Raw genomic sequence first — 23,031 nt, 5'->3', positions numbered from 1 at the left:
TCTCCGACGGGAAGGGGTACTTCCCCCCACCGAAGCCCTTCGGCGAGTCGTCCGGCACAGCCCTTGACGCATCCTTGGCGCCGGTCACGTGGACGTTGACACCGCCTTGACGTGCCCTGGCCCGGCAGAGTGAAGGACTGAGCTGTTCAGGAAGGGGACCGGAACCCGGCCCCCACGACGGCGCGGTTCGCCTCCCGTTCGCTACAGTCGGAGAGCCAGTCCGGAGCGATCACGAACGGAGACGGCCGGCGTGCACGTGAACCGATACGTACGAGCGGGAGGGGCCTACGGGCACCTGCTGCTCGTCGTCGTTCTCGCGCTCGGCGTGTTCGTCATGCACGCCGTGGGACACCCCGGCCAGTCGTCCGGCGACGGCATGAGCCCCGCGTCCCATGTCTCGGCGATGCCCACCGAGGCGGCCGCCCACGACCCCATGGGGGCTCCGGCGTCACCGGAGCGGGGCGGCGGCGCGCACTCCACGCACCCGGCGTCCAAGGACAAGCCGGCCATGGCGATGGACATGCTCTCGCTGTGCGTGGCGGTGATGTTCGGCGCGTGGGTGCTGACCGCGCTGCTGAGGACGGCCCTCGCCCGCCGTCCGGACTGGCTGGCGAAGCTCCTCGCCGAGGCGCCCGTCATGCTGCGGCCCAATCCTCCACCCCGCGGCCCTGATCTCATCCAGTTGTCGGTCCTGCGGCTGTAGGCCGAACCGCCCTCGCGGACGCGCACCACGCGCGCTCCCGCGACGACGCGTACGCCCACACAGCCAGAACCAACACACGAGGTGAGTTCACGATGACTGCCTTCACCCGCGCCTTCCGCGGCAAGCACCTCCACCGCAAGCCCGTCCGCCGTGTCGCGGCCGCCGGCGTCGTAGCCGCCGGGGCCCTGATGCTCTCCGCCTGCGGCGGCGACGGCGACGGCGCGAGCGGCATGAGCGGCATGGACCACGGCGGCAGCAAGAGCTCGGCGACCGCGACCGCGACGACGGCCGACCAGGCCGGTGACGTCGGCCAGGCGGACATCACGTTCGCGCAGATGATGATCCCCCACCACGAGCAGGCCGTGGAGATGGCCGAGCTGGTCGACGGCCGCGCTTCCGACGCGGAGATCAAGGACCTGGCCGCGAAGATCGAGAAGGCTCAGGGCCCCGAGATCAAGACCATGACGGGCTGGCTCAGGTCCTGGGGCAAGCCCACCGTGACGGGGGACATGCCCGGGATGGGCATGGGCGGCGACGGCATGATGTCCGACAAGGACATGAAGGAACTCAAGGCCATGCGGGGCAAGGAGTTCGACAAGATGTTCGCCCAGATGATGATCGACCACCACAACGGCGCGATCGCCATGGCGAAGACCGAGCAGAAGAGCGGCCGGAACGCCGACGCCAGGAAGATGGCCGACGCCATCGCCACGGGCCAGTCCGCCGAGGTCAAGCAACTCCGGAGCATGCTCGACCGGCTCTGATCCGCGGTACCCGTTGACCGTTCCGGGCTCCCTCGGCCGACGTGGGCGCCCGGGCGGTCACGCCCGGCCCAGGCGCTCACCGCCGTCGAGGCCGGGCACGTCCTGCTCCACCACGCCGTTGCTCCACCACACGGTTGCTCCACCACGCCGTGACCAGCGGCCGGATCATGTGGAGGCGATGCGGGTCCGGGCGGCGCCGTGCAAGTACTTTCCGGACGTCGAGACGGTCCTGCTCGCCCGGCACGCACGGCAGATCGGCGAACACCTCGACCAACTGGCCGAAGTCCGGGGCCAGGCCGACGAACCCGTCGGGCGTCCCGAGGCCGTACTGGAGGCGTTCGCCCCGGTCTCCCACGCCTCACGTGGGCACCGCGACACCGAAGTCGCGGCCTTCCTGCACAAAGACCGGCACGTCAGCGAGGCACGGCAACAACTCCACGGCATGATCAGGGACTTGGCGGCCGAAGGCGTACGCACGGGCGACCTCCGCAACGACATCGCCCCGGCGAGCTCGCGAGCCACCAGGCTGTGGGCGTGGACGTCGTGAGGGACGCGCTCTTCCCAGGCCCTGTCGGGCAGGCTCATCGCGTCCGGTGTCAGGCCGCCGCGGGCTGGGGCTCGACCGTGTCCCGCACGCGGCTCGGGGTCTCGCGGCGGAAGACGTCCTTGAGGTAGAGCACGGCGGCGGCACCCAGCACCCACAGCGGGAGGATCACCAGGGCGCGGGTCAGGCCGTCGTCCTGGAAGCGGGAGAGCCCCTGCATGGCGCGGACGCCGACCCCGACGGGCAGGATCCCGGACAGCGGGCGCAGCCATGCGGGGAGGTACGCGGCGGGCATGATGCCGCCGCTGCTGCTGTTGCCGAGGATCAGCAGGAGGATCGAGGCGAGACTGACGCCTGCGGAGCCGAACAGGCGCAGCAGCACCATGGTCGTGGCGCCGACCGCGGCGCCCATCAGCGCGACGACGAGGGCGAGGGGCAGGAAGGGGCCGGGCAGTGCGCCGAAGCCGGTGCCGCCGGCGATGACGGCGACCAGGACGCCGCCGGCCACGCCGAACAGGGCCAGGCTGGCCATCCGCCAGCGGTACTGGAGGCGGGGGGCGAGCTGGTAGGTCGTCATACCGAAGAGGTATCCGGCCAGTACCAGGCCGAAGGCCGCGTAGAAGACGGACAGCCCCCGGGTGTCCCCCGCTGACGCCGGGGCGACGTCCTCGACGGAGAGGCGGTGGTGTTCCGCGCGGGCCACGGAGCCGAACGCGGTGGTCACGGTGGCGGTGACGGCGGCTCCGTTGGCACTGCCGTACAGCAGATCCCCCTTGCCGAGGTAGGCCGCGTAGACGGACCGGTCCTGGACGGCGCGCCGGGCGGCGGATTCGTCGGGGTAGGTCTCCAGGGTGAAGCCGTCCGGGACGGCGCGTGCGAGGTCCTGGCGCAGTTGGGCCTGATGGGTGCCGATCTCCGTGGTGCCCACCCGCAGCTCATGGGGGCGGGGCGCGTGGAAGGCGGCGAGGTAGACGCTGACGAACACGGTGCCGATCAGCAGGACGACCGCCACGGGCACCAGGACGGCGCGCGGAGTCCCGGGGCGCGGCGGCGGATGGGCCACGTCCAGGGCGGGCTTGTGGTGCTGTCGGGTGGAGGCGTGCTGGGACATCGGAGGCAGGATCCTCGAAGATAGAAGCGAACTGATAACCTGTTGTACACCATAATCAGCTGCCTTACAAAAAGGGGTCCGCCACGTGAAACATCCCGACCGGCGTACCGGATACGTGGCCTGGCAGATCGGCCAGATCATGGCGACCCGGATCGAGCGCACCCTGCGCCCCTTCCACCTGACCCTCGCCCAGAACAGCGCCCTGACCCAGGCCGCCCTCGACCCGGGCGTCACCAGCGCCACCGCCGCACGCAGAGCGGCCATCACCCCCCAGTCCATGGGCACCGCGGTCAACGGGCTCGTCGCACGCGGGCTTCTGGAACGCCGCACCGCCCCCGGCGACAGACGCACCCACCGCCTGCACGCCACCGAGGCCGGCCTGCGGCTCGTGGCCGAGGCCGGCGCCGCCGTGGACGCCACCCACGCCGAAGCCCTGGAAGTACTCACGCCGACGGAGCAGGAACAGGCCCACTCACTGCTCCTGAAACTCCTGGCGTCACTGAATCCGGCGGCCATGGACGTCGACAGCGCGCCATGAGGAGCCGCCGGGCCGAGCAGGTCACGACAGAAGAGGGTCCCGAGACCGATCAGCCTCGGGCTCAGCCCGGTGAACGGGCCACCTCCATCGCACGGAAGAAGGGACCCGATGGCGCACGAGACGGTCACCGCCCCTGGGCTCTCGGACAGTGTGAGGGAGGCCCGCGCGGACGCTCGACTTCACATCGTCCCCTGCGCATCCACTGCTGACGGACAGTCATCACTCGGCGCCTGTTCGCCGAGAGCCGCGTCGCGGGACAAGTCCTGGTGACCAACCACCGGCGGGACCCGTACCGAACGTAGTGAATGAGGGTCACATGTGCTGCCCGTAGTACTTACCGAGCTGCTCGAGGTAGCGGGGGTCGTCCGTGTGCTTGCCCTTGTCGAACTCGGGTGCGTCCTTGATCTCGTCCTTGGTGCGGTCGACGTAGACCTTCTCCTCGGCAGTGTCGACGCGCGTGATGGTCCCGGCCGGGAGAAGTACGTGCTTGCCAAAGATCCAAACCCCGGTGTCGACGACGAGGTAGGCGGCACCGACGCCGTCGGAGTCCTCTTTTGCGCGACGCGAAGAGAGTTGTCACGACCGGGACGGAAGTGCGGGAGGTGCCGCCGTGACCCTGCTCCTTGCCGGTGCGACAGAAACCGGTCGCAGATGGCCTCCAGCCAGTCACGGACAGGCTGGAGGCCATCTGTCATCGAGTGGCCGTGCCGCACCAGGCGGCTACAGGTTCCGCCCGCCGCCAGTGCCCTTGGACCTGCTCTCACCAGGCTGGTCCTGCTGCTTGATCTGCTCCTGCAGACCCCGGGCCTGCTCCTGGAGCTTCTGGCGCTCCTGCGGGTCGGTCGCGCGCTCCGCGGCTTCGGTCAGCTTCTGGGCCTTCTCGCGCATCTGCTGTGCTCGATTGCCGGATTCGCCTGCGGCGCTCATAGTCACTCCTTGGACTGTCGGAAAGATCGGGCTCCATCAGCCAATCAGCACCTGATCACCCTCGCATCCCGAACCGTCACCGTGCGCTATCGCCGCAGGTCCGTCGCCCCTGGACACGGTCTTAGAGCGCGTAACGGGATCGTGCCGAGATGCCCTGGCCCGAGCGGTCGCCAGGGCCGAAACCGGTGCCTGACCGGCTGTGTCTGCCGGGCATCCTGTACGTCCTGCACCAGGACATGGTCTGGCAACTCCTGCCTCTGGAGCTGGAGTTCTCCGGGCAGACATGCGTCCTGGGTGATGAGGCGTACGACTCCCGGGCGGTGCGGCGTGAGCTGCGCCGCCGCCGGATCATGCCGGTGGTCTCCTGCAAGGGCGCCTCGAACATCAAGGGCCTGGGCAAGCTCCGCTATGTCGTCGAGCAGACCTTCGCCCTCCTTCACCGGTTCAAACGCCTCGCGGTGTGAGGGGAGCAACGCCTCGAACTCCACGACGTTTTCGTCTCGTTGGGCGGCAGTCTCAGCTGCTGGCGGCGCCTCAAGAACGCCGCATCATGATCGGGCTACGAACCCTGGGGGCGGGCCGCCCCGGTGTCTCCCGGCGGATCTCTCTGCCCTCGGCGAAGCAGGGACGTGCATGCTCATGGTCCGTGTTTGAGTGACCCGATGAAGATCTTGGTGCTGGGCGGAACGGCGTGGGTGGGCCGCGAGGTCTCGCGGCAGGCACTGGAACGTGGGCATCGGGTGACCTGCCTGGCCCGCGGGGAGAGCGGCGAGGTGGCCATGGGCAGAACGCCACCGCGCCGACATCACCGGCGCCCGCGCCACCTACGACGCCACCACCGCATCGGCTCCTGACGGCTACGAAGGACCCGGCAGGCGTTGAACGATCGCTGCTGTACGCGAGTTGGAGGAGCCCGAGGTGGAGGTCGGCACGTATCTCGTAGCGGATGCGGAGTCGTGTGAACTGGTGGAGCCAGGCGAAGGTGCGCTCGACAACCCACCGTGTCTTGCCGGCCATCGGGCGCAAGACCGCCACTCACGCCTGGAGGTCTTCGTTGACCTGCCGGACGGCTCTCGGTAGAGCGCGACCATCATCACTCTCGCCCAAGTCGAGCTTGTGATGAAGCGGTGGACTGCAACCGGGGAAGCCCTGGGAGCCGCCCGACCGAAGGATCCGTCCGCACCACAAACAGGGCCTGCTCGGGCAGGTCGAAGGCCGCACCACCCAGGCGGTCATCGACTGGCTGGCCGACCGCGACCAAGCCTGGCGCGACGCGGTCCAGTACGTCGCGATCGACATGTGCACGATCTTCAAGTCGGCGATCCGCCGGGTCCTGCCGCCGGCCACCCTGGTCGTGGACCACTTCCACCTGGTGCAGCTGGCGAACCAGGTACGCCGCCGGGTCACCGTGGCCCAGCGCGGCCGCAAGGGCAACCGCGAGTGGGAACTGCGCAACCGGCTCACCCGCTCCGCCGCCCCGATGCGCGGCGAGCACGTCGACGCTCTCCTCGACGAGCTGTCCAACCTGCCCAGGGTGATCGGCGCGCCGATCACCGTTGCGTGGAACGCCAAGGAACACCTCCTGGACCTGCCTGCCACCGCCCGGACCCGCCCAGACCGGGAACAGGCCCGCGATCTGCTGTACCGGTTCTACCGCCGATGCGCCGACGCCGACCTTCCCGAACTGCAGCGCCCAGCCACAACCGTCGAGACATGGTGGCCAGAGATCCTTGCGTTCCTGCACACTGGGATCATCAACGTCGGCTCCGAAGGCACCAACCGGGTCATCAAGACCATCGCCCGCGACGCCTACGGCTTCCGCAACCCCGGCAACCAGCGCTTACGCACCCGCCGCGCGACCACCCGTCGAGCCCGTGGACACCTCGATGCCCGCTAATTTCGTTGAGCCCGCACCCTGCAATCGTGTTGGCTAGCGGCACCGAACCGTCAGTACCGCAAGTGTTCGCTTGGCGGTAGCAGGGAGTTGAACGTGCAGGACATTGTTGTCGACCCCGTTGCCCACAATCGGGCAGCCTGGGACAAGTACGTCCAAGAGGGCAACGAGTGGTCGAGGCCGGTGAGTGCCGAGGAAGTCGAGCGCGCCCGGATGGGCGACTGGTCGATTGTTCTCATCGGGCGTGAGCCAGTCGACCGCTCCTGGCTGCCGACGGACCTGACCGGCAAGGACGTGTTGTGCCTGGCCTCCGGCGGTGGCCAGCAGGGTCCGATCCTCGCCGCCGCAGGGGCGCGGGTCACCGTCTTCGACAACTCACCCCGCCAGCTCGGCCAGGACCAGATGGTGGCGGCGCGCGACGGACTCGAACTGCGCACCGTCCTAGGCGACATGCGCGACCTCAGCGCCTTCGGCGACGCAACATTCGACGTCGTATTCCATCCGGTCTCCAACCCGTTCGTACCAGACTTGGCACCGGTGTGGCGTGAGTGCTTCCGCGTCCTGCGACCGGGCGGAACTCTGCTCGTGGGCTTCCTCAACCCCGATGCGTACTTGTTCGACCACGAGGCGCTCGACGAGCGCGGCGAGCTGATCGTCGTGCACAAGCTGCCCTACAGCGATGTCACGCAGTACTCCGCCGAGGAACGCGCCACGAAGTTCGGCGCGGATGCCGCTCTTGAATACAGCCACACCCTCACCGACCAGATCGGCGGGCAACTCGCCGCGGGGTTCGTCCTCACCGGCTTCGCGGAAGCGCCGCACCAATCCAACGCATCCGCTCAGTACATGTCGCACTATTTTGCGACGCTGGCGGTCAAGCCGGGCTGACCCAGCCGTGGGGCCGGCCCAGACGACCGTGTCTCCCAATGGCCAAGTGGAGCGCTGTGCCGGCCCGGCCCCCACTGACTTCGCTGAGCCGGCATCAAGAGGTCCAGACGCGCTTCGCGTAGTCCGCGAAGTTCTTGCCGAGGATCTTCTCGATGCGTTCCGAACGGTAGCCGCGCTGCTCCAGCAGCCGGATCAGCTCGTGGAACTGGTCGACACCACGCAGGTCGACGACGAACGGGTAGGCGTCGTCGCCCTCGCCCGTCGCGCTGACACCGGCCTCCCGGCGCCGGGCGACCTGCTCGGCGAGATGGTCCCGGTAGGCGCTCAGGTCGTCGACGGCGGTGACGGGACCGTCGGTGCCGATGCCGACGTGGTCCTCGCCGCAGACGTTGACGGCGTGGTCGATGTGCTCGACGACGTCGGCGGCGCGGGCATGGCCGCAGGAGTTGAGGAACGGCATGAAGTAGATGCCGACGAACCCTCCGCGTGAGGCGACCAGGCGCAGTTCCTCGTCCGTCTTGTTGCGCGGGAGGTCGGTGAGCGCACGGCAGCCGGTGTGATTGACGGACACCGGCTGCTGGGAGATCCGGGCTGCCTCGAGACAGGTCCGCTCCCCGCTGTGGGAGAGATCGACCATGAGGTGACGGTCGTTCAGGCGCTCGATCACCTCACGGCCGTAGGGGGTCAGGCCGCGGTTGCGCGGCTCCATCGAACCGTCGCCGAGTGCGTTCGCCTGGTTGTACGTGAGCTGGACGACGCGGACGCCGAGCCGGTGGAAACGGTCGACGCGACTGACGTCGTCGCCGAGCGCGACGGCGTTCTGGAAGCCGTAGATGACGCCGATCCGGCCGTCGCGCCGGGCCTGGTGGAGGTCGGCCGCCGTGTGCACCTTGACGAGGTCGGCCGCGTTGTCCCGCAGGATCGTGTCCCAGACCGCTATTTCGTGCAGCGTGTGCTCGTAGGGGTCCATGTCACCCATCACGTATCCGAGCGTGATGTTCACCGCGGTGAGCCCCGAGGCGTGGGCCTCGGCCAGCGTGCGCGCGTCGATGGTGATGTCTTCGCTGGTCTGGACGAGTTTGCCGGCGGTCGCCGACGAGCGGGGTGCGTTGGGGTTGTCCAGCACCCCCAGCGCGTTGATGATCATGTAGTCGCGTGTGAAGTGGTCGGCGTCTGCAAGGAGCTTGGTGGTCATCGGGCGTCGTGTCCCTTCGGGGGCTGCATGTCTCATGGCTGGGGTCCGATGACGGTCAGCGGCCGGGGTCGGCCGGCTGGTAGTCGCTGCGGTCGTAGCGGCAGCCGCGTTTGACGACGAACTCGATACTGGCGAGATGGGTCATGTCGTCCAGCGGATTTGCCGACAGGACGGCGAAGTTCGCGAGCTTGCCCTCCTCGACCGTGCCCATGAAGTCCTGCGCGCCCATGCTCATGGCGCCGACCAGGGTGGCCGAGCGAATAACCTGCACGGCGGGAATGCCGCAGTCCCGCGCCAGGAAGACCATCTCGTCGTGCAGTGCGGGGAAGGGGTGCTCCGGGGCGGTCTCGTAGTCGCTGCCCGCGGAGACGGGGACGCCGACGCGGAACGCGTGGGCGGTGATCCGGGCCGCCAGAAGCGAGTTGGCCCGAACACGCGCCAGTGACTCGGGATCCGTCGCCTCGGCGGCGAAGTAGTGCGCCCACATGCCGGCGGTCGCGTCAAGAATCGTGCCCTGTCCCAGCATTCGCTCGAACAGCGTCTGAAGGTGCGGGTCGTCGCCGTCCGCGAACCGGTCGTACTCGAAGGGCGGCTTGTCCTTGTACGTGGTCAAGGGCCGCTGCGCGCCCTCCTGCGCGAGCGCCGTGGCGTGCGAGACCGTGTCGACGCCGGCGTCGACGACCTCACCGGGGCTCGCGGGATAGACCGTGCCGTGCGCCCAGGCGGCGAGCCCCTGCCGGTGCGCCTCGGCCGTGAGCGCGGCGACCGTGTCCGCGGTCAGGTCGGCGTAGATCTTGACCGCCCGGGCACCGGTGCCCCGAGCCATCGCCACCGCCAGGGGCAGGTCGGTCTCGTCGGTGATCGCCTGCATCCACGGCACGGCGCCGGGCGTACCCCCCTGTGACACCTGCCGGGTGCGCGGGTCGTCGAAGAAGCTCGGCCCCGCCATGAGGGCGGCGTAGTGGATGTCAGGTCCGGGGATCTCGCCGACCAGCGCGGCACGGGCGAGTTCAGCCACCTGGCGGAGGTCGTCGGCCATGTCCCGGATCGCCGTGACACCGCCGTAGACCTGCCGGCGCAGCACGGCCTCGGCCGTGGGGCGATCGGGCGGCGTCGCGATGTGCTGGTGAGAGTCGATCAGACCGGGGACGACGAAGCGCCCCGTGAGGTCGACGACAGCCGCTGCGCTGTCAGCGATCTCAACGTCGGGGACGACCGCCCGGATGGTCGCGCCGTCGGTCACGATCGACGTCGACTTCCGCGCCGGGCCGCCCGTCCCGTCGATCACCGTCGCCCCCCGGTAGACCACCACCGTGCCCGTTGCGGGCGCGGCCCAGGGAGTCGGTGCACCGAGAACCTCGTGATCCATCGAACTGACCTCTCCGTGAATGGGGCGCAAGTAGTGTTGTTGCGCTGTACGTAACATGTGTATCGTCATGGGTAACATCGGGAATGTAGCACCGGAGTGCGACAAGGGGCGCCACGCATGCCGAAGCCATCCAGCTCCGCTGTCGACAAGGCACTGGACCTGATCGAGGCACTCGCCCGGTCCGACCGCCCGCTGCGACTCAGTGAGCTCGCGGGCGAGGTCGGTCTGCATCGCGCGACGGCCTACCGTGTCCTGATCGACCTGATCCGCCGAGGCTGGGTACTGCGTACCGACGACCACTACCTCCTCGGCGCGGCAGCGCTCCAGCTGTCGCACTCGGCCGCGCGCAACTCCCTTGTCGCGGTGGGCCGCCCGATGCTGGAGGCCCTCTCGGAGCGCACCGGCATGATGGTGAACCTTCAGGTACTGGAGGCCGACCGCTCGCGCGTGATCGACGTCGTACGACCGCTGCGGCTGGAGATGATCAATCACCTGCGGGACGAGATGCTCCCCGTCCACCGTTTCGCCGGTCCGGTGGCCCTGGTGGCACTGCTCGACAAGGACGCGCGGCGCCCCTATCTGCGCCTGGCGGAGGAGGCCGGTCATCCGCTCGCCGGCCCGGAAGGCCTGCTGACGGACATCGAGGAGGCCGAGCGCACCGGTTACGCCTTCGAGCGCGGTCGCGCCGAGCAACTCGTCGCGTCGGTGAGCCGGGCCGTGGTCTCCGCGAAGGGGCTGCCGCTCTGCGCGCTCACCCTGGTCGGGCTCGACGCCGAGTTCGACGAGCCGCACCTGTCCGAGCTGAAGCGACAACTCCGCGGCGCGACAGACGCACTGCAGGACGCGCTGACGGGCCTTTCCTCGTCGCCGCAGGCGGATCCCGCGTGAGCGGCGTACTGGTCCTCGACCGCTCGCAGACCCGGTCCTGCCTGGATCCGGCGCGGGTGCTGACAGCGGTCACTCAGGCGCTCGTTTCGATCAGCCGCGGCGAGGTCTCGGCCCCTGCCCGGATCGCCGCGCAAGCGCCCGCGGGACTCCTCGGCGCGATGCCGGGCTACGTTCCGGGCCTCGGGCTGGCCGCCAAGTTGGTGTCGGTGTTCGCCGTGCCCGGCCGGACAGGCGGCAGCGCGCACCGCGGCGTCGTAGCCCTGTTCGACGAACACGACGGCCGTCCGCTCGCGCTCATGGACGCCGAACCGGTCACCGCCGTGCGCACCGCCGCCGTCGCGACGATCGGCATGCGCGCGCTGGCTCGCCCCCGCCCGGACCGGATCGCCGTACTGGGCACGGGAGTTCAGGCCCGCGCCCAGGTCGAGCTACTCGCGACGATCGACGCCGACGCGCCTCTCGTCGTAGGCGGGAACGACCTTGAGCGCGCCCGGCGGCTCGCGGAACTGCACCCGAACGCCTCCGCGGGCTCCATCGAGGAGGCGGCCCGCGGGGCCGACGTCGTGTTCTGCTGCACCAGCGCCCGCGAACCCGTGCTCAACCCGTCATGGCCGGCCAAGGGCGCCCACATCAGCTCCGTCGGCGGTTCCCACGGCCCCGAACTCGCCCCCGACACCGTCCGCACCGGATCCCTCTTCGCCGAATGGCCGGGTGCCGCCGCCTCAGCTCCGCCGGCCGGGGCCCACGAACTGCAGGGCATCCCACCAGACCGGATCACCCTCCTCGGCTCGGTCCTCGACCGCCGCCATCCCGGCCGTCGAGGACCCACCGAGCTGACAGTCTTCAAGTCGACGGGCCACGCAGCGCTCGATGTCGCCGCGGCGGCGGTCGTCCACGACATCGCCCGCGCCCTCGGCAGGGGGACGACCCTGGAGATGTAGAGAGATCGTGAACGCGCCTCCGGTGACGCCGGTGGGGCGGGTGTGCCGCCGAAGGTGATGTGACGCTGGTGCGTAGGAGAACGCGGTCTCGGTGATTCCGCCGACGATTCCGCCCCTGGTCCGTACGGTGACCGCGACCGGGCCCGCGGGAACCCGTAACGCACGCCGGTCGCGTCCGAGCCAACCTTCCCGCCGACCACCCCAGCCGTGTCACGCGAAGGCTGTTCGTTTCGTGACGTAGCCCACCGGTGGGTGGCTGCGGAAATGGCCAGGGAGCTAATTCACCCGAAAGAGGAGGCCTGGCGGTCGGGGGATGAAAATGGTGATACACCCCCGAGCGGCAGCTCCGAAACAATCCACTGGATACGACATGGAGCAGGCCATTCAATTCCAGCTTCGCGGATAATACAAAAATACTAAAAGCTATTCACATATGCACCGTTGATGCGCCGCATTTCACCTCTGTGCGCTCATTCGAACGGCTTGCGTCCTGTCAAATGCCTTGCGCATAAGGCCACTCGAATGGGTTACTCGCCATGTTCGTTTCGACGGATGTGCGAACTATCGAATGGCGTGCGAGCGAATCGCTGATCCGGCGTCGGCCAACGCCGGACCAACGGTTCTCCTCAATGGCCCTGCGTATCAGGCAGGCGGCCGACACCGCCCAGCCCGAGCATCACAGCAGGGCCACCGAATTACCACTTGGCCAGTGGACACGAGAGCCGACTCGCAACCACTCGACACGTACGCGAATCCGAACGTCCGCATCACTACTCGCAATGTACCGCATTGCGGGCGAGGAGGAATCGCTCATGCCTATCAGCCCGAACCAAGGATCAAGTGGGGGCGGCACACTCGTCACCATCACCGGCACCGGCCTCAGCGGCACCACCGCGGTCCGCTTCGGCACCCGGTCCGCCACCGCCGTCACCAACGTCTCGCCCACCCAGGTCACCGCCGTCTCCCCCTCCGGCAACGGAGCGGTCGGCGTCACCGTGACCACTCCGGGAGGGACGAGCAACCCCATCCCCTTCTACTACGTCGGGGCGCCGTTCAAGCAGTCCCTCAGCCCGACCTCCGGGTCGACGGCGGGCGGCGGAACCGTCACCATCAACGGCACCGGCCTGTCCACCGCCACCAGCGTCGCCTTCGGCGCCAACTCCGCGGTCCCCACGGTCGTGTCCGACGGCCGGATCACGGTCGCCGCACCGGCCGGTGCCGCGGGCTCCGTGGGAGTCAGTGTCACCACGGCGGGCGGCACCAACAACGGGCTCTCGTACACCTACGTCGCCGCCCCGACGGTGACGACGGTGACCCCCGCGGAGGGGCCGACGACGGGCGGCACGACCGTGACCGTGGCCGGCACCGGCCTCACCAGCACCACCGCCGTCACCTTCGCCGGAGCCCCGGCGCCCTTCACCGTGATCTCCGACACCGCGGTGTCGGCCGTCACGCCTCCCGGGACGGCCGGTGCCGTCGACGTCGTCGTGACCAACGACGCGGGCAGCGCGACCGCCGTGGGCGCGTTCACCTACGTCGCCGGGCCCGGCATCTGACCCCCTCAAGGGTCCGGCCACTGCCGGCGACAGTCGTCCTGTCCGGAGCGGATGCGCCGACCCCACGGGGTGCCGTGTCCGTCTCCCAAGCCCCCGGCCCGGAAGTCATCCCGGGCCGGGGGCCCTACCCGTCCGACCAGCCGCCACGCCCCCACCCGACTGCGAGCGTTCTTCTCGGCCTGGCCGGAGCCCGCGTGACGGGTGGTGACGGGCGCATCCGATCAGAAATCTCCCGCCCTCCTCGGGGCGGAGCCAGACCATACGGAGACACCGTGGAAAACAGTGATCTCGCGGCGCAGGCCGTACGGCCAAGCGTCGCAGCCGCCGCACCCGTCCTCAGTTCGGTCGTCCCCAACACAGGGCCCTCGGCAGGCAGCAGCACGGTCACGTTGAACGGCAGCAGTTTCACGGGAGCGACTGCGGTCAACTTCGGCACCAACCTCGCCCTCAGCTACACGGTCGACACCGCGGCGAAGATCACCGCGGTGACACCGCCCGGCACCGGCGCCGTCCCGGTCACCGTGAGGTCTCCCGGCGGGACGAGCAACGCGGTCACCTACACCTACGCGGCCACCCCGACTCTCACCACCGTCTCTCCCAACCAGGGCGCGGCCTCGGGCGGCACCACCGTCACTCTCACGGGTACCGGCATGACCGGAGCCACCGCGGTCACCTTCGGCAGCAACGCCGCCACCACCTACACCGTCAACTCCGCCACACAGATCACCGCCGTCGCACCCGCCGGAACAGGAGCGGTACCCGTCACCGTCACCGCACCTGGCGGGACCAGCAACACCGTGATCTACACCTACGTGGCGGCACCGGTGCTCAGCGCCCTCTCCCCGGCCCAGGGGCCGACCGACGCAGGGGCCGGCATCACCCTCACCGGGAGCGCTCTGACCACGACAGGCACCGTCTCCTTCGGCGCCACACCCGCCGCCTTCACCGTGCTGTCCGACACCACCGTCGTCGCGCTCGCACCGGCGGGACCGGGCGGCCCCGTCTCCGTCAACGTCACCACGGCCGGCGGCATCAGCAACTCCCGCACGTACACGCGTGTATCACCTCCTGCGATCTAGACGTGCCGGCCCGGATCATGCTCAAGGGCGGGTCGGCCCGCTTGGGGCGACGCTGAAGGGCGGCCCCGCCCATCCGGGGGAACCTCCTTGACCACATCAACCGATCGCGACGCTTTGTCACATAATACGGAGATTTGCGCCTTACTGTGACACTCCCGAGCAGCGCGCAAGCCTCGGCCAGCGATCGATCAAGGAGTCGGAACAGTGACACGTTGCAAAGACCGGGCAGGCTGGAATCTGGCCACAGTCGCCGCCCTGACCGCGGTGGTGGCCTTGGCCTCACCGGCAGCAGCGGCAGCAGCGGCAGAGACGTCGACGACCACGGTCCAGGCGTCACCTTCGGCCGCGACAGTCGGACAACCGGTGAATCTGACCGCGACGGTGACCTGCGCCGTCGATCCGACCGGCGGACTCGGCGTGACGTTCTTCGACGGCGGAGACATTCTGGACACCGTGCACGTCACCGCCGGGACAGCCGCCTACACGGCCCATCTGTCCACCGTCGGCACACACACGATCACAGCCTCCTACAACGGCAACGACAACTGCGGCGCGTCACACGCCGAGACGACGGTAGTGGTGTCAGCGGCGCCGGTACCCACGCCTCCCAATGGGCTCTGTCTCCTCGCCTGCGGCGGCCTCATCAACTTCAACGTCGGCGACATCCACAACGAGATCAACATCCACCGCGGGATCTGAGGGTCCTCGGCGCACCACGCCCAGCTGAGCGTTTGGTCCGTTGGTTCGCGATTGGTCCCGAGGCAGGTCCCGCGCCAGGCCGCGTTCGATCGCCCACCGTCCCGGAATGATCGTGAACCCGCCTGATCCCGGCGGGCGTTGGACGGGCTGGACGTCGACGCCGAGGCGCGCGCCGTGGTTGATGGCTGTGGCGCGGCAGCCGGCGTCCACCCACGCCCTGCTCACGCGGGGGCGGGCGGCGGCCGTGGCGGGACAGCGGGTGGACGCCGGCCGCGGTTCGGACACGGGCGGTGGTCTCCACGACGGTCAGCAGCGGGCCGAGGGCCGAAACGGCAAGCCGTCCGCCGGTGTCCTGGACTCCCAGACCATCAAGACCTCCGCCAACGTGCATCCCTGAGGCCGACGACGCGGCTGTTACTGACTACTAGTCAGCGGAGTCGGCAACGGGCCGGCACGCTCCTCCCACCGGGTCACCCCTGCCCAGGGGGCCGGCCCCTCCCCCGAACGCGACCCCGTCAAGGCCGCGGCCGTCCCACCCTCCGACCCCCTTTACGACATCTGGCAGCCGACCGGAATTTCGGGGATGCTCGGTTCAGCGGGCCACAACAGACTTCTCCACCACCGGGCCTGCGTGGAATGGGGAACACGCCCGAGCCTGGGATAGAGACACGAAGTGCTTACTACACTCGCGCCGGAGTCCTCCGCGCCTGCGATGAACACTCCGTCGGACGGTGTCTCCACAGTCCGCCCCGAGGCCGGGCCTCGCCCCGCGGCGGGACCGCCACAGACGTCCCCGTTCGCACCCGTACGGATGATCACCGCATCCCCAGTGCCGGCACTTCCCGGAGCAGGCTTCTCGGGCCGATCCGCATGCATACCAGCCATATCTGACACCCTGTCACCGAGGTCGGCGACTGGTCCGCATCAGTACCGCCGGAACCCTTTTGCGACCGGCACGGACCGCCAAGATCTTTTACTGGCCCAACGTGATCTGACCTGCAAAAATAGAGGTCAGATGCTCACCTGCTAGTCCCCTCAGGAGGTATCCATGAAGATGCTCATCAACGTGGCGGAGACGGTGGTCGCGGACGCGCTGCGGGGTATGGCGGCCGCTCATCCCGAGCTGACGGTGGATGTGGACAACCGGGTGATCGTACGGCGGGACGCCCCGGTGGCCGGCAGGGTGGGAGTCGTCTCCGGCGGCGGGTCGGGGCACGAACCTCTGCACGGCGGTTTCGTGGGCCCCGGGATGCTGTCGGCGGCCTGTCCGGGCGAGGTGTTCACGTCACCGGTGCCTGACCAGATGCTGCGCGCGGCGGCGGCCGTGAACAGCGGCGCGGGCGTGCTGTTCATCGTGAAGAACTACACGGGGGACGTGCTCAACTTCGACATGGCGGCCGAGCTCGCCGAGGACGAGGGCATCCAGGTGGCGAAGGTCCTCGTCAACGACGATGTCGCCGTCACCGACAGTCTGTACACCGCCGGGCGGCGTGGCACCGGCGCGACCCTGTTCGTGGAGAAGATCGCGGGCGCGGCGGCCGAGGAGGGCGCACCGCTGGAGCGGGTGCAGGCGCTGGCCCGGCAGGTCAACGAGAACTCCCGCAGCTTCGGTGTCGCACTGAGCGCCTGCTCCACGCCGGCCAAGGGCAGCCCCACCTTCGACCTTCCGCCCGGGGAGCTGGAGCTCGGCGTCGGCATCCACGGCGAGCCGGGCCGGGAGCGGCGCGCGATGATGACCTCGCACGAGATCGCCGACTTCTCGGTGCACGCGATCCTGGAGGACCTGAACCCGCGCAGTCCCGTCCTGCTGCTGGTCAACGGCATGGGCGCGACGCCGCTTCTGGAGCTGTACGGGTTCCACGCGGAGGTGCACCGGGTGCTCACCGAGCGCGGGGTGCCCGTGGCACGCACGCTGGTCGGGAACTACGTCACGTCGCTGGACATGGCGGGCGCCTCGGTGACGCTGTGCCAGGTGGACGAGGAGCTGCTGAGGCTGTGGGACGCGCCGGTGAAGACGCCCGCGTTGCGCTGGGGCGTGTGAATCCCGGCGGCATCGGCGTGATGTCGCCGTCCCGCCCCGTCAACGTTCGTACCACGCAAGGAGATTCTGTGCTCGACGCCGAGTTCTTCCGCCGTTGGATGACGGCGACCGCCGCGTCCGTGGACCGCGAGGCGGAGCGGCTCACCGCTCTGGACTCGCCGATCGGCGACGCCGACCACGGCAGCAATCTGCAGCGCGGGTTCACCGCCGTGGCGGCCGCGCTGGAGAAGGAGGCGCCGGACACCCCCGGCGCCGTTCTCACCCTCGCCGGACGCCTGCTGATCTCCACGGTCGGTGGCGCGTCGGGACCGTTGTACGGCACCTTGCTCCGCCGTACGGGCAAGGCTCTCGGGGATGCCGCGGAGGTCACCGAGGAACAGTTCACGGACGCGTTGCGCGCGGGCGTGGACGCGGTGATGGCGCTGGGCGGAGCCGCGCCCGGCGACAAGACCATGATCGACGCGCTGGTGCCCGCGGTGGACGCGCTCGCCGAGTCCTTCGCCGCGGCGAGGACGGCCGCCGAGGAGGGCGCCGTCGCGACGACACCGCTCCAGGCCCGCAAGGGCCGGGCCAGCTATCTGGGCGAGCGCAGTATCGGGCACCAGGATCCGGGTGCCACGTCCTCGTCCCTTCTGATCGGCGCGCTCGTGGAGGCCTCCGATGAGTGAATCCCCTGGCAGCACCGACGAACTCGTCGGCATTGTGCTGGTCTCCCACAGCGCCGCCGTCGCAGCCTCGGTCGCCGAGCTGGCGACGGGACTCGCGGGCGGCGACACGACCGCTCCCGTCGCCGCGGCCGGCGGCACGGTGGACGGCGGCCTCGGCACCAGCGCCGAGCTGATCGCCGCGGCGGCCGCCTCGGTGGACCGCGGCGCCGGGGTCGCCGTGCTCACCGACCTGGGCAGCGCGGTCCTCACCGTGAAGGCCCTGCTGGCGGAGGGGGACGAGCTCCCCGACAACAGCCGCCTGGTGGACGCGCCCTTCGTCGAGGGCGCGGTGGCCGCGGTCGTCACGGCCTCGACGGGAGCCGACCTCGCGGCGGTCGAGGCGGCGGCCGCGGAGGCGTACTCCTACCGGAAGGCGTGAGAGCAGGGGCCAGAAGGTGTGAGGGCGGGGGCCGGAAGGCCTCAGTGCGGGAGCCGGAAGGCCTGAGTGCCAGGGCACGAAGGCCTCGTCGGCCGGGCGCCGACCGGCGCCCGGGCCAGCCCTCGTGCGAGTCCTTCCGCGACGACGGCGAGGTCCGAGCGAACGGTCGTGGCCACCCCTTGGGCGACGAGCAGTTCCACCGCGGCACGGGCAATGGGGGCACCGCGACCGCTCAGCCGCCGCGCACGAACTCCTGGGCCAGTCGCTCACCCTCCGTCACGGCTGCCGCGTGATCCTCGATGGGCGACACCCGGGAGTTCTTGAAGGCGATGTAGGTGACCCCGGAGCTCGTCCCGCCGCCGTGCGGGTCGGGGCGGATGCCGAGCGCCTTGGCGGTGGCGTACGAGGCCTCGCCGATGATCGTGTGCGGTCCGGTGTCGCCGACCACGGCGTACTGGATCCGGTCCTGGTAGATCACCGCGACCACCGAGCCGCCGCGGATGCCGTGGGCGCGGTGGTCCCAGATGCCACTGGGAGTGGGCACGACGACGTACGGGAGGGTCTCGGCGCTCAGGTACCGCCCGTCGGACTGCTGGTACGCGGTGGTCCCGGAGAAGAGCGGGTCCGTCCGTACGTTGCACAGGAGACCGGGGCGGCCGTCGCAGTCGATGTCCATGTCGGCCTTCCAGAACACCGCACCGCGTGTGCCGCAGACAGGAATCTCGGCGCGGCCGCCCTCGTCCGAGCGATAGCGCCCCTTCGAGACGGGCACACAGTCACGGACCTTGGCGAGCAGATCGGCGGCGCGCACGTTCCCCTCCCGCACCGCCACGGGCGGGCTCGGACGGACGGCGGGAAACGGGGCCGGAGCGAGCAGGGCCACACTGACCGCGGCCAGCGTCAGCGACTGAACACGCACGATAAGAGACCCTCTCCTGGGGGACATTGACGGTCATTTAGCAAAATTTGGCGTGTTTCGGACGGTGCGTCCACTGGGAAGGGGCCGGACGGCGCACTGCGGGCCCGACGAGGGGGCACGGTGGCTCGGCGGCCGCATCGCGGCCGAGGGCCCGAGCCGTGATCGACCCGGGCCTCTCGACCGCTCTCGCCGGCGCGGCATCAGCGACGACAGCGGTCCGCGCCGTGGGCACGAACTCCCCTGGCGAGAGGGTGAGTTCACACCGCGTCAGGCATCAGCATACGTAGCCCGAGGACGGTCCGCCGAACGGCACCGCCCCCTTGATGCGGCCGCGTCAACCGTGTCTTATAGGTACAGACCAATCCCGTCGAGGGAAGGCAGGCCCGTGCGACGCGTTTCCCTTGGGCTGATCTGCGGCTCGCTGCTCTTCCTCACCGCGTGCGGAGGAGGTGCGGGAGCCGACTCCGTGAGCGAACGGCTGCCCCCGGCCCCGATGGGGGTCACCGCGACGGCGGGCAGCGCGACCAGCGTGCATGTCATGTGGAACCGCGTCTCCGGGGACGTGAAGGTCACCGGTTACGAGGTGTACCGCGGCACCACACGGGTCGAACGGGTGCCCGGCGACGAACACATGGTGGACGTCACCAGACTGGCCCCGTCCACGAAGTACGTCTTCACGGTCCGGGCCCTGAACGCCGACGGGAACCCCGGACCGCCCAGTGAGCCGGTGCGCGCCACCACACCGGTCGCGGTCGCCGCCGACCGCACGCCCCCGACCCGCCCAGGACGCCCGCACGGCAAGGCGGTCGGGAGCCGGGCGGCCCAGCTGGAGTGGTCGGCGTCGACGGACGCCCGGGGCGTGGTCTCGTACGACGTCTACCAGGGCGGCTCGAAGATCCACAGCGTGGGCGGCGGACAGACGGCGACCGTCGTCACCGGGCTGAGACCCGGCACCGCGTACGCCTTCACCGTGCGAGCCCGCGACGCGGCGGACAACCTCTCCCCCGCGAGCGCCACCGTCCGGCTCACCACCGCGCCGGGCGCGGACGACGGCCGCGGCACCGCGCCGACCGGGTTCCGCGCGACCTCCCACCGCACGGACGGGGCGTACTACCTCGACCTGTCCTGGCTGCCGCCGCGGACGGACGGGGTGATCACGGAGTACCGGATCGACCTGGACGGTCGACAGGCGACCTCGCTCGTCTGGGGCGGCACACCGCCCAGCGGCAGGGCCACGTACAGCTTCTACGTGGGACGGGAGGCCGGGGTCGCGTACCGGGTGCGGATCAGGGCGAAGCTGCCGGACGGCACCTGGGGCGGGTTCTCGGCGGAGCGGACGGTGACGACGGGCTCCCCCACGGGTGGGAATGCGGGCACACCGAAATAGGCGAACCGTAGGCTCACCCCTGTGCCCCATAGCGAACCCGATACCTCTACGGCTCCCCTGGACATCTCCCTGCTGCGCACCTTCCTCGCCGTGCACCGCGCGGGGTCGTTCACGGCGGCCGCGCGGCTGCTCGGTCTGTCCCAGCCGACGGTGACGACGCAGATGCGGTCACTGGAGGAGCAACTGGGACGTGCGCTGTTCGAACGGCAACCACGGGGTGTGGTGCCCACGTCGGTGGCGGACGAACTCGCCGCGGAGGTCGCGGCGCCCCTGGACGCGCTCGTGGCGGTCGCGGACCGGCGCGGGGCCGGCGCCGAACAGCCACCGGATCCGGTGCACCTGGCGGGCCCGGCCGAGCTGCTGTGCACACGCGTCCTGCCCGCGCTGGCGCCGCTGACCGCACAGGGCGTACGTCTGCGCGTCACTCCCGGTCTCACCGACGAGCTGCTGGCCGGGCTGCGCGGCGGCCGCTTCGACCTGGTCATCGCCACGACCCGGCCGCGCGGCCGCACCCTGACCGCCGTGCCGCTGATGGACGAGGAGTTCGTGCTCGTCGCCGCCCCGTCGTGGGCCGAGCGCATCGACCCGGCCCGGGTGGCGGCGGAAGGGCCCGCCGCGCTGCACGGGGCGCCCCTGGTGACGTACGCCGAGGATCTGCCCATCGCCCGGCGCTACTGGCGGCACGTGTTCGGCGTACGGCTGACCGGCAAGGCGTCGATCACGGTGCCCGACCTGCGAGGCGTGCTGGCCGCGGTGGCCGCGGGCGCCGGGATCACCGTGCTCCCCCGCTATCTGTGCCTCGACGCACTGGCCTCCGGCGCCCTGGTGCCCCTGCTGTCCCCCGAGGAACCGCCCATCAACACCGGGTACCTCACCCAGCGGCCGGGCGCGTCGGACAACCCGCACGTGGCGGTCGTCCGGGAGCGGTTGCTGCAGGCGGGTCGCGCGTGGTGATGACGGACGACGGTTAGCAGTTATCAGACAACAGCTGACGGATAACAGCTGACAGATGCCGTCATCCGTCAGCTGTCATCCGTCAGCTCTCATCCGTCATCCGTTCAGCTGTCAGCTGTCAGCTGTCATCCGCACGGAGAGATTCACCGGCGGAACGCGGGAATCGTCCGCCGGACGAACGAATTCGTCACCTGCCCGGTCCCCGCCCGCGTGCGCCCCGACCCCAAGGCGCATTGGCTCTCCCTGAGGCAGCACGGGCCTTTCCAATCCTCGGCGGCGCATGGGATGTACCGCCAACCGTGCCGCTGGAGGGCAGTCCTATGCGTACTTCTCAGATATTTCTCCGCTCCGGCCTGACCGTGGCCGCCGTCGCTGCGCTTCCGCTCACCCTGACCGCTCCGTCGGCCGCCGCCTTCGGCTCGGGGATCTCGGTGAGCACCAGCGGGTCCAGCGTCTCGGTCACCACCAATTCCTGCCCGAGCAACGGCAGCAGCTTCGGTAACGCCTCGCTGCTCGCCAGTGGGCAGGTGAACTTCTCCCAAGGCCGCCAGATGCCGTTGTCCGGAACGAGCGCCACTCAGTCGGCGGTCTGGTCCAACGTCGGCGCCGGCACCTATACCGTCATCGTGGTCTGCCAGAACGGGACGACGGCCGGTACGCAGTCCATCATCGTCTCGCCCAGCGCGGTCCCCAGGACCTCCACGACCCCCAGGACCTCCTCGACCTCCTTGCCCGCCTCGCCGCCGCGCGGCGTGTTGGGCGGCCTCGGTGGCTCGACCAAGGACTACAGGACCGCCACGCTGGTGGGCGGCGGCGCGCTGGTGGCGTCCGGCGTCGTGGCGACGGCCTGGTTCCTGCGCCGCCGGGCCAAGCCCCACCGGCTCTGACCCGGGGTCCGTCACACCGACGGCCGTCCGTCCGACTCCGGTCCGTTGGACGGCCGACTCTGTCGAGAGGACGGCCTCTACTGCTCGTCGAGGTGCTCGAACTCGTCCAGCGCATGGGTCAGCCACTGGGTCCAGAAGGTCTCCAGGTCGATTCCGGCCCGCAGCACCAGATGCCGCAGCCGGTCCTGGGGAGCGTCCTTACTGGGCGGGAAGTCGCGCTTCTGGATCTGCTCGTACTCGGCCAACTGCCTTTGGTGCAGGTCGAGATGGCGGCGCAGGTCCGTCGCGATGCCCGCGGTGCCGACCACGGCCGAGGCGCGCAGCCGCAGCAGCATCGTGTCCCGCATGGGCTTGGGGTCCTGGGACGCGGAGGTCCAGCGGGCCAGTTCGTCGCGGCCCGCCGGCAGCACCTCGTAGCTCTTCTTCTGTCCCCGGGCCGGCTGTTCGGACGGCAGGGCGCGGATGTAGCCCTCGGACTCCAGTCTTCCCAGCTCGCGATAGATCTGCTGATGCGTCGCCGACCAGAAGTAGCCGATCGACTTGTCGAACCTCCGGGTCAGTTCGAGGCCCGACGACGGCTTCTCGAGCAGGGCCGTGAGGATCGCGTGCGGGAGTGACATGGGGTCATCCTAGGGACGCCGGACCGAGGCCCCGGGCACGA

At 69.9% G+C, this 23,031-nt stretch carries 25 protein-coding genes and 3 pseudogenes; 20 read left to right on the top strand and 8 right to left on the bottom strand.

The genetic code is table 11. From position 1 onward, the window contains the following. Positions 1-250 precede the first annotated feature (250 nt). The 3 genes from ACIQTP_RS17725 to ACIQTP_RS17715 all read left to right on the top strand — a co-directional run bounded on the left by ACIQTP_RS17725 (position 251) and on the right by ACIQTP_RS17715 (position 2,014). Positions 251-703, top strand: a complete 453-nt coding sequence (locus ACIQTP_RS17725) for a DUF6153 family protein (RefSeq protein WP_403400799.1) — start codon at positions 251-253, stop codon at positions 701-703. Between the two features lie 92 nt (positions 704-795). Next, positions 796-1,467, top strand: coding sequence for a DUF305 domain-containing protein (locus ACIQTP_RS17720; RefSeq protein WP_403400797.1), 672 nt, complete (start codon positions 796-798; stop codon positions 1,465-1,467). Positions 1,468-1,645: 178 nt separating this feature from the next. Beyond that, positions 1,646-2,014, top strand: coding sequence for a hypothetical protein (locus ACIQTP_RS17715; RefSeq protein WP_403400795.1), 369 nt, complete (start codon positions 1,646-1,648; stop codon positions 2,012-2,014). A gap of 49 nt (positions 2,015-2,063) precedes the next feature. Here ACIQTP_RS17715 and ACIQTP_RS17710 read toward each other — a convergent pair whose 3' ends face one another. Continuing rightward, positions 2,064-3,122: an ABC transporter permease gene (locus ACIQTP_RS17710; protein WP_403400793.1), complete on the bottom strand. Its 1,059-nt coding sequence runs from the start codon at positions 3,120-3,122 to the stop codon at positions 2,064-2,066. Between the two features lie 85 nt (positions 3,123-3,207). Between ACIQTP_RS17710 and ACIQTP_RS17705 the strand changes: the two genes are divergently transcribed. After that, positions 3,208-3,660: a MarR family winged helix-turn-helix transcriptional regulator gene (locus tag ACIQTP_RS17705; RefSeq protein WP_402039976.1), complete on the top strand. Its 453-nt coding sequence runs from the start codon at positions 3,208-3,210 to the stop codon at positions 3,658-3,660. A 312-nt stretch (positions 3,661-3,972) separates the two neighbouring features. Here the strand turns inward: ACIQTP_RS17705 and ACIQTP_RS17700 are convergent. Beyond that, positions 3,973-4,221 (bottom strand): annotated as a pseudogene (locus tag ACIQTP_RS17700) (PRC-barrel domain containing protein); the annotation flags it as partial. A 159-nt stretch (positions 4,222-4,380) separates the two neighbouring features. Further along, positions 4,381-4,587: a DUF6381 family protein gene (locus ACIQTP_RS17695; RefSeq protein WP_402039973.1), complete on the bottom strand. Its 207-nt coding sequence runs from the start codon at positions 4,585-4,587 to the stop codon at positions 4,381-4,383. Between the two features lie 185 nt (positions 4,588-4,772). Between ACIQTP_RS17695 and ACIQTP_RS17690 the strand changes: the two genes are divergently transcribed. Both ACIQTP_RS17690 and ACIQTP_RS17685 read left to right on the top strand, forming a co-directional pair. After that, positions 4,773-5,051 carry a hypothetical protein gene (locus tag ACIQTP_RS17690; protein ID WP_403400790.1) on the top strand — a complete coding sequence of 93 codons (279 nt, stop codon included), beginning with the start codon at positions 4,773-4,775 and terminating at the stop codon, positions 5,049-5,051. Positions 5,052-5,249: 198 nt separating this feature from the next. After that, positions 5,250-5,372, top strand: a pseudogene (locus ACIQTP_RS17685) (NAD-dependent epimerase/dehydratase family protein); the annotation flags it as partial. A gap of 112 nt (positions 5,373-5,484) precedes the next feature. Here ACIQTP_RS17685 and ACIQTP_RS17680 read toward each other — a convergent pair. Further along, positions 5,485-5,598: pseudogene (locus ACIQTP_RS17680) on the bottom strand (transposase); the annotation flags it as partial. A gap of 121 nt (positions 5,599-5,719) precedes the next feature. On the opposite strand from ACIQTP_RS17680, the gene ACIQTP_RS17675 reads away from it, so the two are divergent. Beyond that, entirely contained in the window at positions 5,720-6,484 is a 765-nt protein-coding gene (locus ACIQTP_RS17675; protein WP_403401045.1) for a transposase, read from the top strand. A 93-nt stretch (positions 6,485-6,577) separates the two neighbouring features. Continuing rightward, the gene (locus ACIQTP_RS17670) at positions 6,578-7,369 is read left to right on the top strand and encodes a class I SAM-dependent methyltransferase (protein ID WP_403401043.1); all 792 of its coding nucleotides are present in this window, start codon (positions 6,578-6,580) and stop codon (positions 7,367-7,369) included. 94 nt (positions 7,370-7,463) lie between these two features. Here ACIQTP_RS17670 and ACIQTP_RS17665 read toward each other — a convergent pair whose 3' ends face one another. Further along, positions 7,464-8,564 carry a dipeptidase gene (locus tag ACIQTP_RS17665; protein WP_403400788.1) on the bottom strand — a complete coding sequence of 367 codons (1,101 nt, stop codon included), beginning with the start codon at positions 8,562-8,564 and terminating at the stop codon, positions 7,464-7,466. Between the two features lie 55 nt (positions 8,565-8,619). Further along, positions 8,620-9,933 carry an amidohydrolase family protein gene (locus tag ACIQTP_RS17660; RefSeq protein WP_403400786.1) on the bottom strand — a complete coding sequence of 438 codons (1,314 nt, stop codon included), beginning with the start codon at positions 9,931-9,933 and terminating at the stop codon, positions 8,620-8,622. 117 nt (positions 9,934-10,050) lie between these two features. On the opposite strand from ACIQTP_RS17660, the gene ACIQTP_RS17655 reads away from it, so the two are divergent. The 9 genes from ACIQTP_RS17655 (at position 10,051) to ACIQTP_RS17615 (ending at position 18,223) form a co-directional block, all read left to right on the top strand. After that, positions 10,051-10,821 (top strand): IclR family transcriptional regulator, encoded by a 771-nt coding sequence (locus ACIQTP_RS17655; RefSeq protein WP_403400784.1) that lies wholly within the window; start codon positions 10,051-10,053, stop codon positions 10,819-10,821. Further along, complete coding sequence (locus ACIQTP_RS17650) at positions 10,818-11,762, top strand: ornithine cyclodeaminase family protein (protein ID WP_403400782.1); 945 nt, start codon at positions 10,818-10,820, stop codon at positions 11,760-11,762. The genes ACIQTP_RS17655 and ACIQTP_RS17650 overlap by 4 nt, the downstream gene beginning before the upstream one ends. An 812-nt stretch (positions 11,763-12,574) precedes the next feature. After that, positions 12,575-13,318, top strand: a complete 744-nt coding sequence (locus ACIQTP_RS17645) for an IPT/TIG domain-containing protein (protein ID WP_403400780.1) — start codon at positions 12,575-12,577, stop codon at positions 13,316-13,318. Positions 13,319-13,590: 272 nt separating this feature from the next. Further along, positions 13,591-14,397 carry an IPT/TIG domain-containing protein gene (locus tag ACIQTP_RS17640; protein WP_403400778.1) on the top strand — a complete coding sequence of 269 codons (807 nt, stop codon included), beginning with the start codon at positions 13,591-13,593 and terminating at the stop codon, positions 14,395-14,397. 204 nt (positions 14,398-14,601) lie between these two features. Continuing rightward, positions 14,602-15,096: an Ig-like domain-containing protein gene (locus ACIQTP_RS17635; protein ID WP_403400776.1), complete on the top strand. Its 495-nt coding sequence runs from the start codon at positions 14,602-14,604 to the stop codon at positions 15,094-15,096. Positions 15,097-15,283: 187 nt separating this feature from the next. After that, positions 15,284-15,493, top strand: a complete 210-nt coding sequence (locus tag ACIQTP_RS17630) for a hypothetical protein (protein ID WP_403400774.1) — start codon at positions 15,284-15,286, stop codon at positions 15,491-15,493. 651 nt (positions 15,494-16,144) lie between these two features. After that, positions 16,145-17,137, top strand: a complete 993-nt coding sequence (gene dhaK / locus ACIQTP_RS17625; RefSeq protein ID WP_403400772.1) for a dihydroxyacetone kinase subunit DhaK — start codon at positions 16,145-16,147, stop codon at positions 17,135-17,137. Positions 17,138-17,205: 68 nt separating this feature from the next. Next, entirely contained in the window at positions 17,206-17,805 is a 600-nt protein-coding gene (gene dhaL / locus ACIQTP_RS17620; RefSeq protein ID WP_403400770.1) for a dihydroxyacetone kinase subunit DhaL, read from the top strand. After that, the gene (locus ACIQTP_RS17615) at positions 17,798-18,223 is read left to right on the top strand and encodes a PTS-dependent dihydroxyacetone kinase phosphotransferase subunit DhaM (RefSeq protein WP_402039937.1); all 426 of its coding nucleotides are present in this window, start codon (positions 17,798-17,800) and stop codon (positions 18,221-18,223) included. The genes dhaL and ACIQTP_RS17615 overlap by 8 nt, the downstream gene beginning before the upstream one ends. A gap of 232 nt (positions 18,224-18,455) precedes the next feature. Here the strand turns inward: ACIQTP_RS17615 and ACIQTP_RS17610 are convergent, their stop codons facing one another. Then, a complete protein-coding gene (locus ACIQTP_RS17610) occupies positions 18,456-19,142 on the bottom strand; it encodes a glycoside hydrolase family 75 protein (RefSeq protein WP_403400768.1) in 687 nt (228 codons plus the stop codon). 385 nt (positions 19,143-19,527) lie between these two features. Here ACIQTP_RS17610 and ACIQTP_RS17605 point away from each other — a divergent pair, with 385 nt between their 5' ends. The 3 genes from ACIQTP_RS17605 to ACIQTP_RS17595 all read left to right on the top strand — a co-directional run bounded on the left by ACIQTP_RS17605 (position 19,528) and on the right by ACIQTP_RS17595 (position 22,370). Then, positions 19,528-20,529, top strand: coding sequence for a fibronectin type III domain-containing protein (locus tag ACIQTP_RS17605; RefSeq protein WP_403400766.1), 1,002 nt, complete (start codon positions 19,528-19,530; stop codon positions 20,527-20,529). A 21-nt stretch (positions 20,530-20,550) separates the two neighbouring features. Then, positions 20,551-21,483 (top strand): LysR family transcriptional regulator, encoded by a 933-nt coding sequence (locus ACIQTP_RS17600; RefSeq protein WP_403400764.1) that lies wholly within the window; start codon positions 20,551-20,553, stop codon positions 21,481-21,483. Positions 21,484-21,803: 320 nt separating this feature from the next. Beyond that, positions 21,804-22,370, top strand: a complete 567-nt coding sequence (locus tag ACIQTP_RS17595) for a hypothetical protein (protein ID WP_403400762.1) — start codon at positions 21,804-21,806, stop codon at positions 22,368-22,370. 77 nt (positions 22,371-22,447) lie between these two features. Here ACIQTP_RS17595 and ACIQTP_RS17590 read toward each other — a convergent pair whose 3' ends face one another. Further along, positions 22,448-22,990, bottom strand: coding sequence for a PadR family transcriptional regulator (locus tag ACIQTP_RS17590; RefSeq protein ID WP_403400760.1), 543 nt, complete (start codon positions 22,988-22,990; stop codon positions 22,448-22,450). Positions 22,991-23,031: the final 41 nt, after the last annotated feature.

This window comes from Streptomyces sp. NPDC090798 (genome assembly GCF_044768965.1).
Lineage (GTDB): Bacteria > Actinomycetota > Actinomycetes > Streptomycetales > Streptomycetaceae > Streptomyces.
This window is presented reverse-complemented; position numbering and strand designations above follow the sequence as displayed.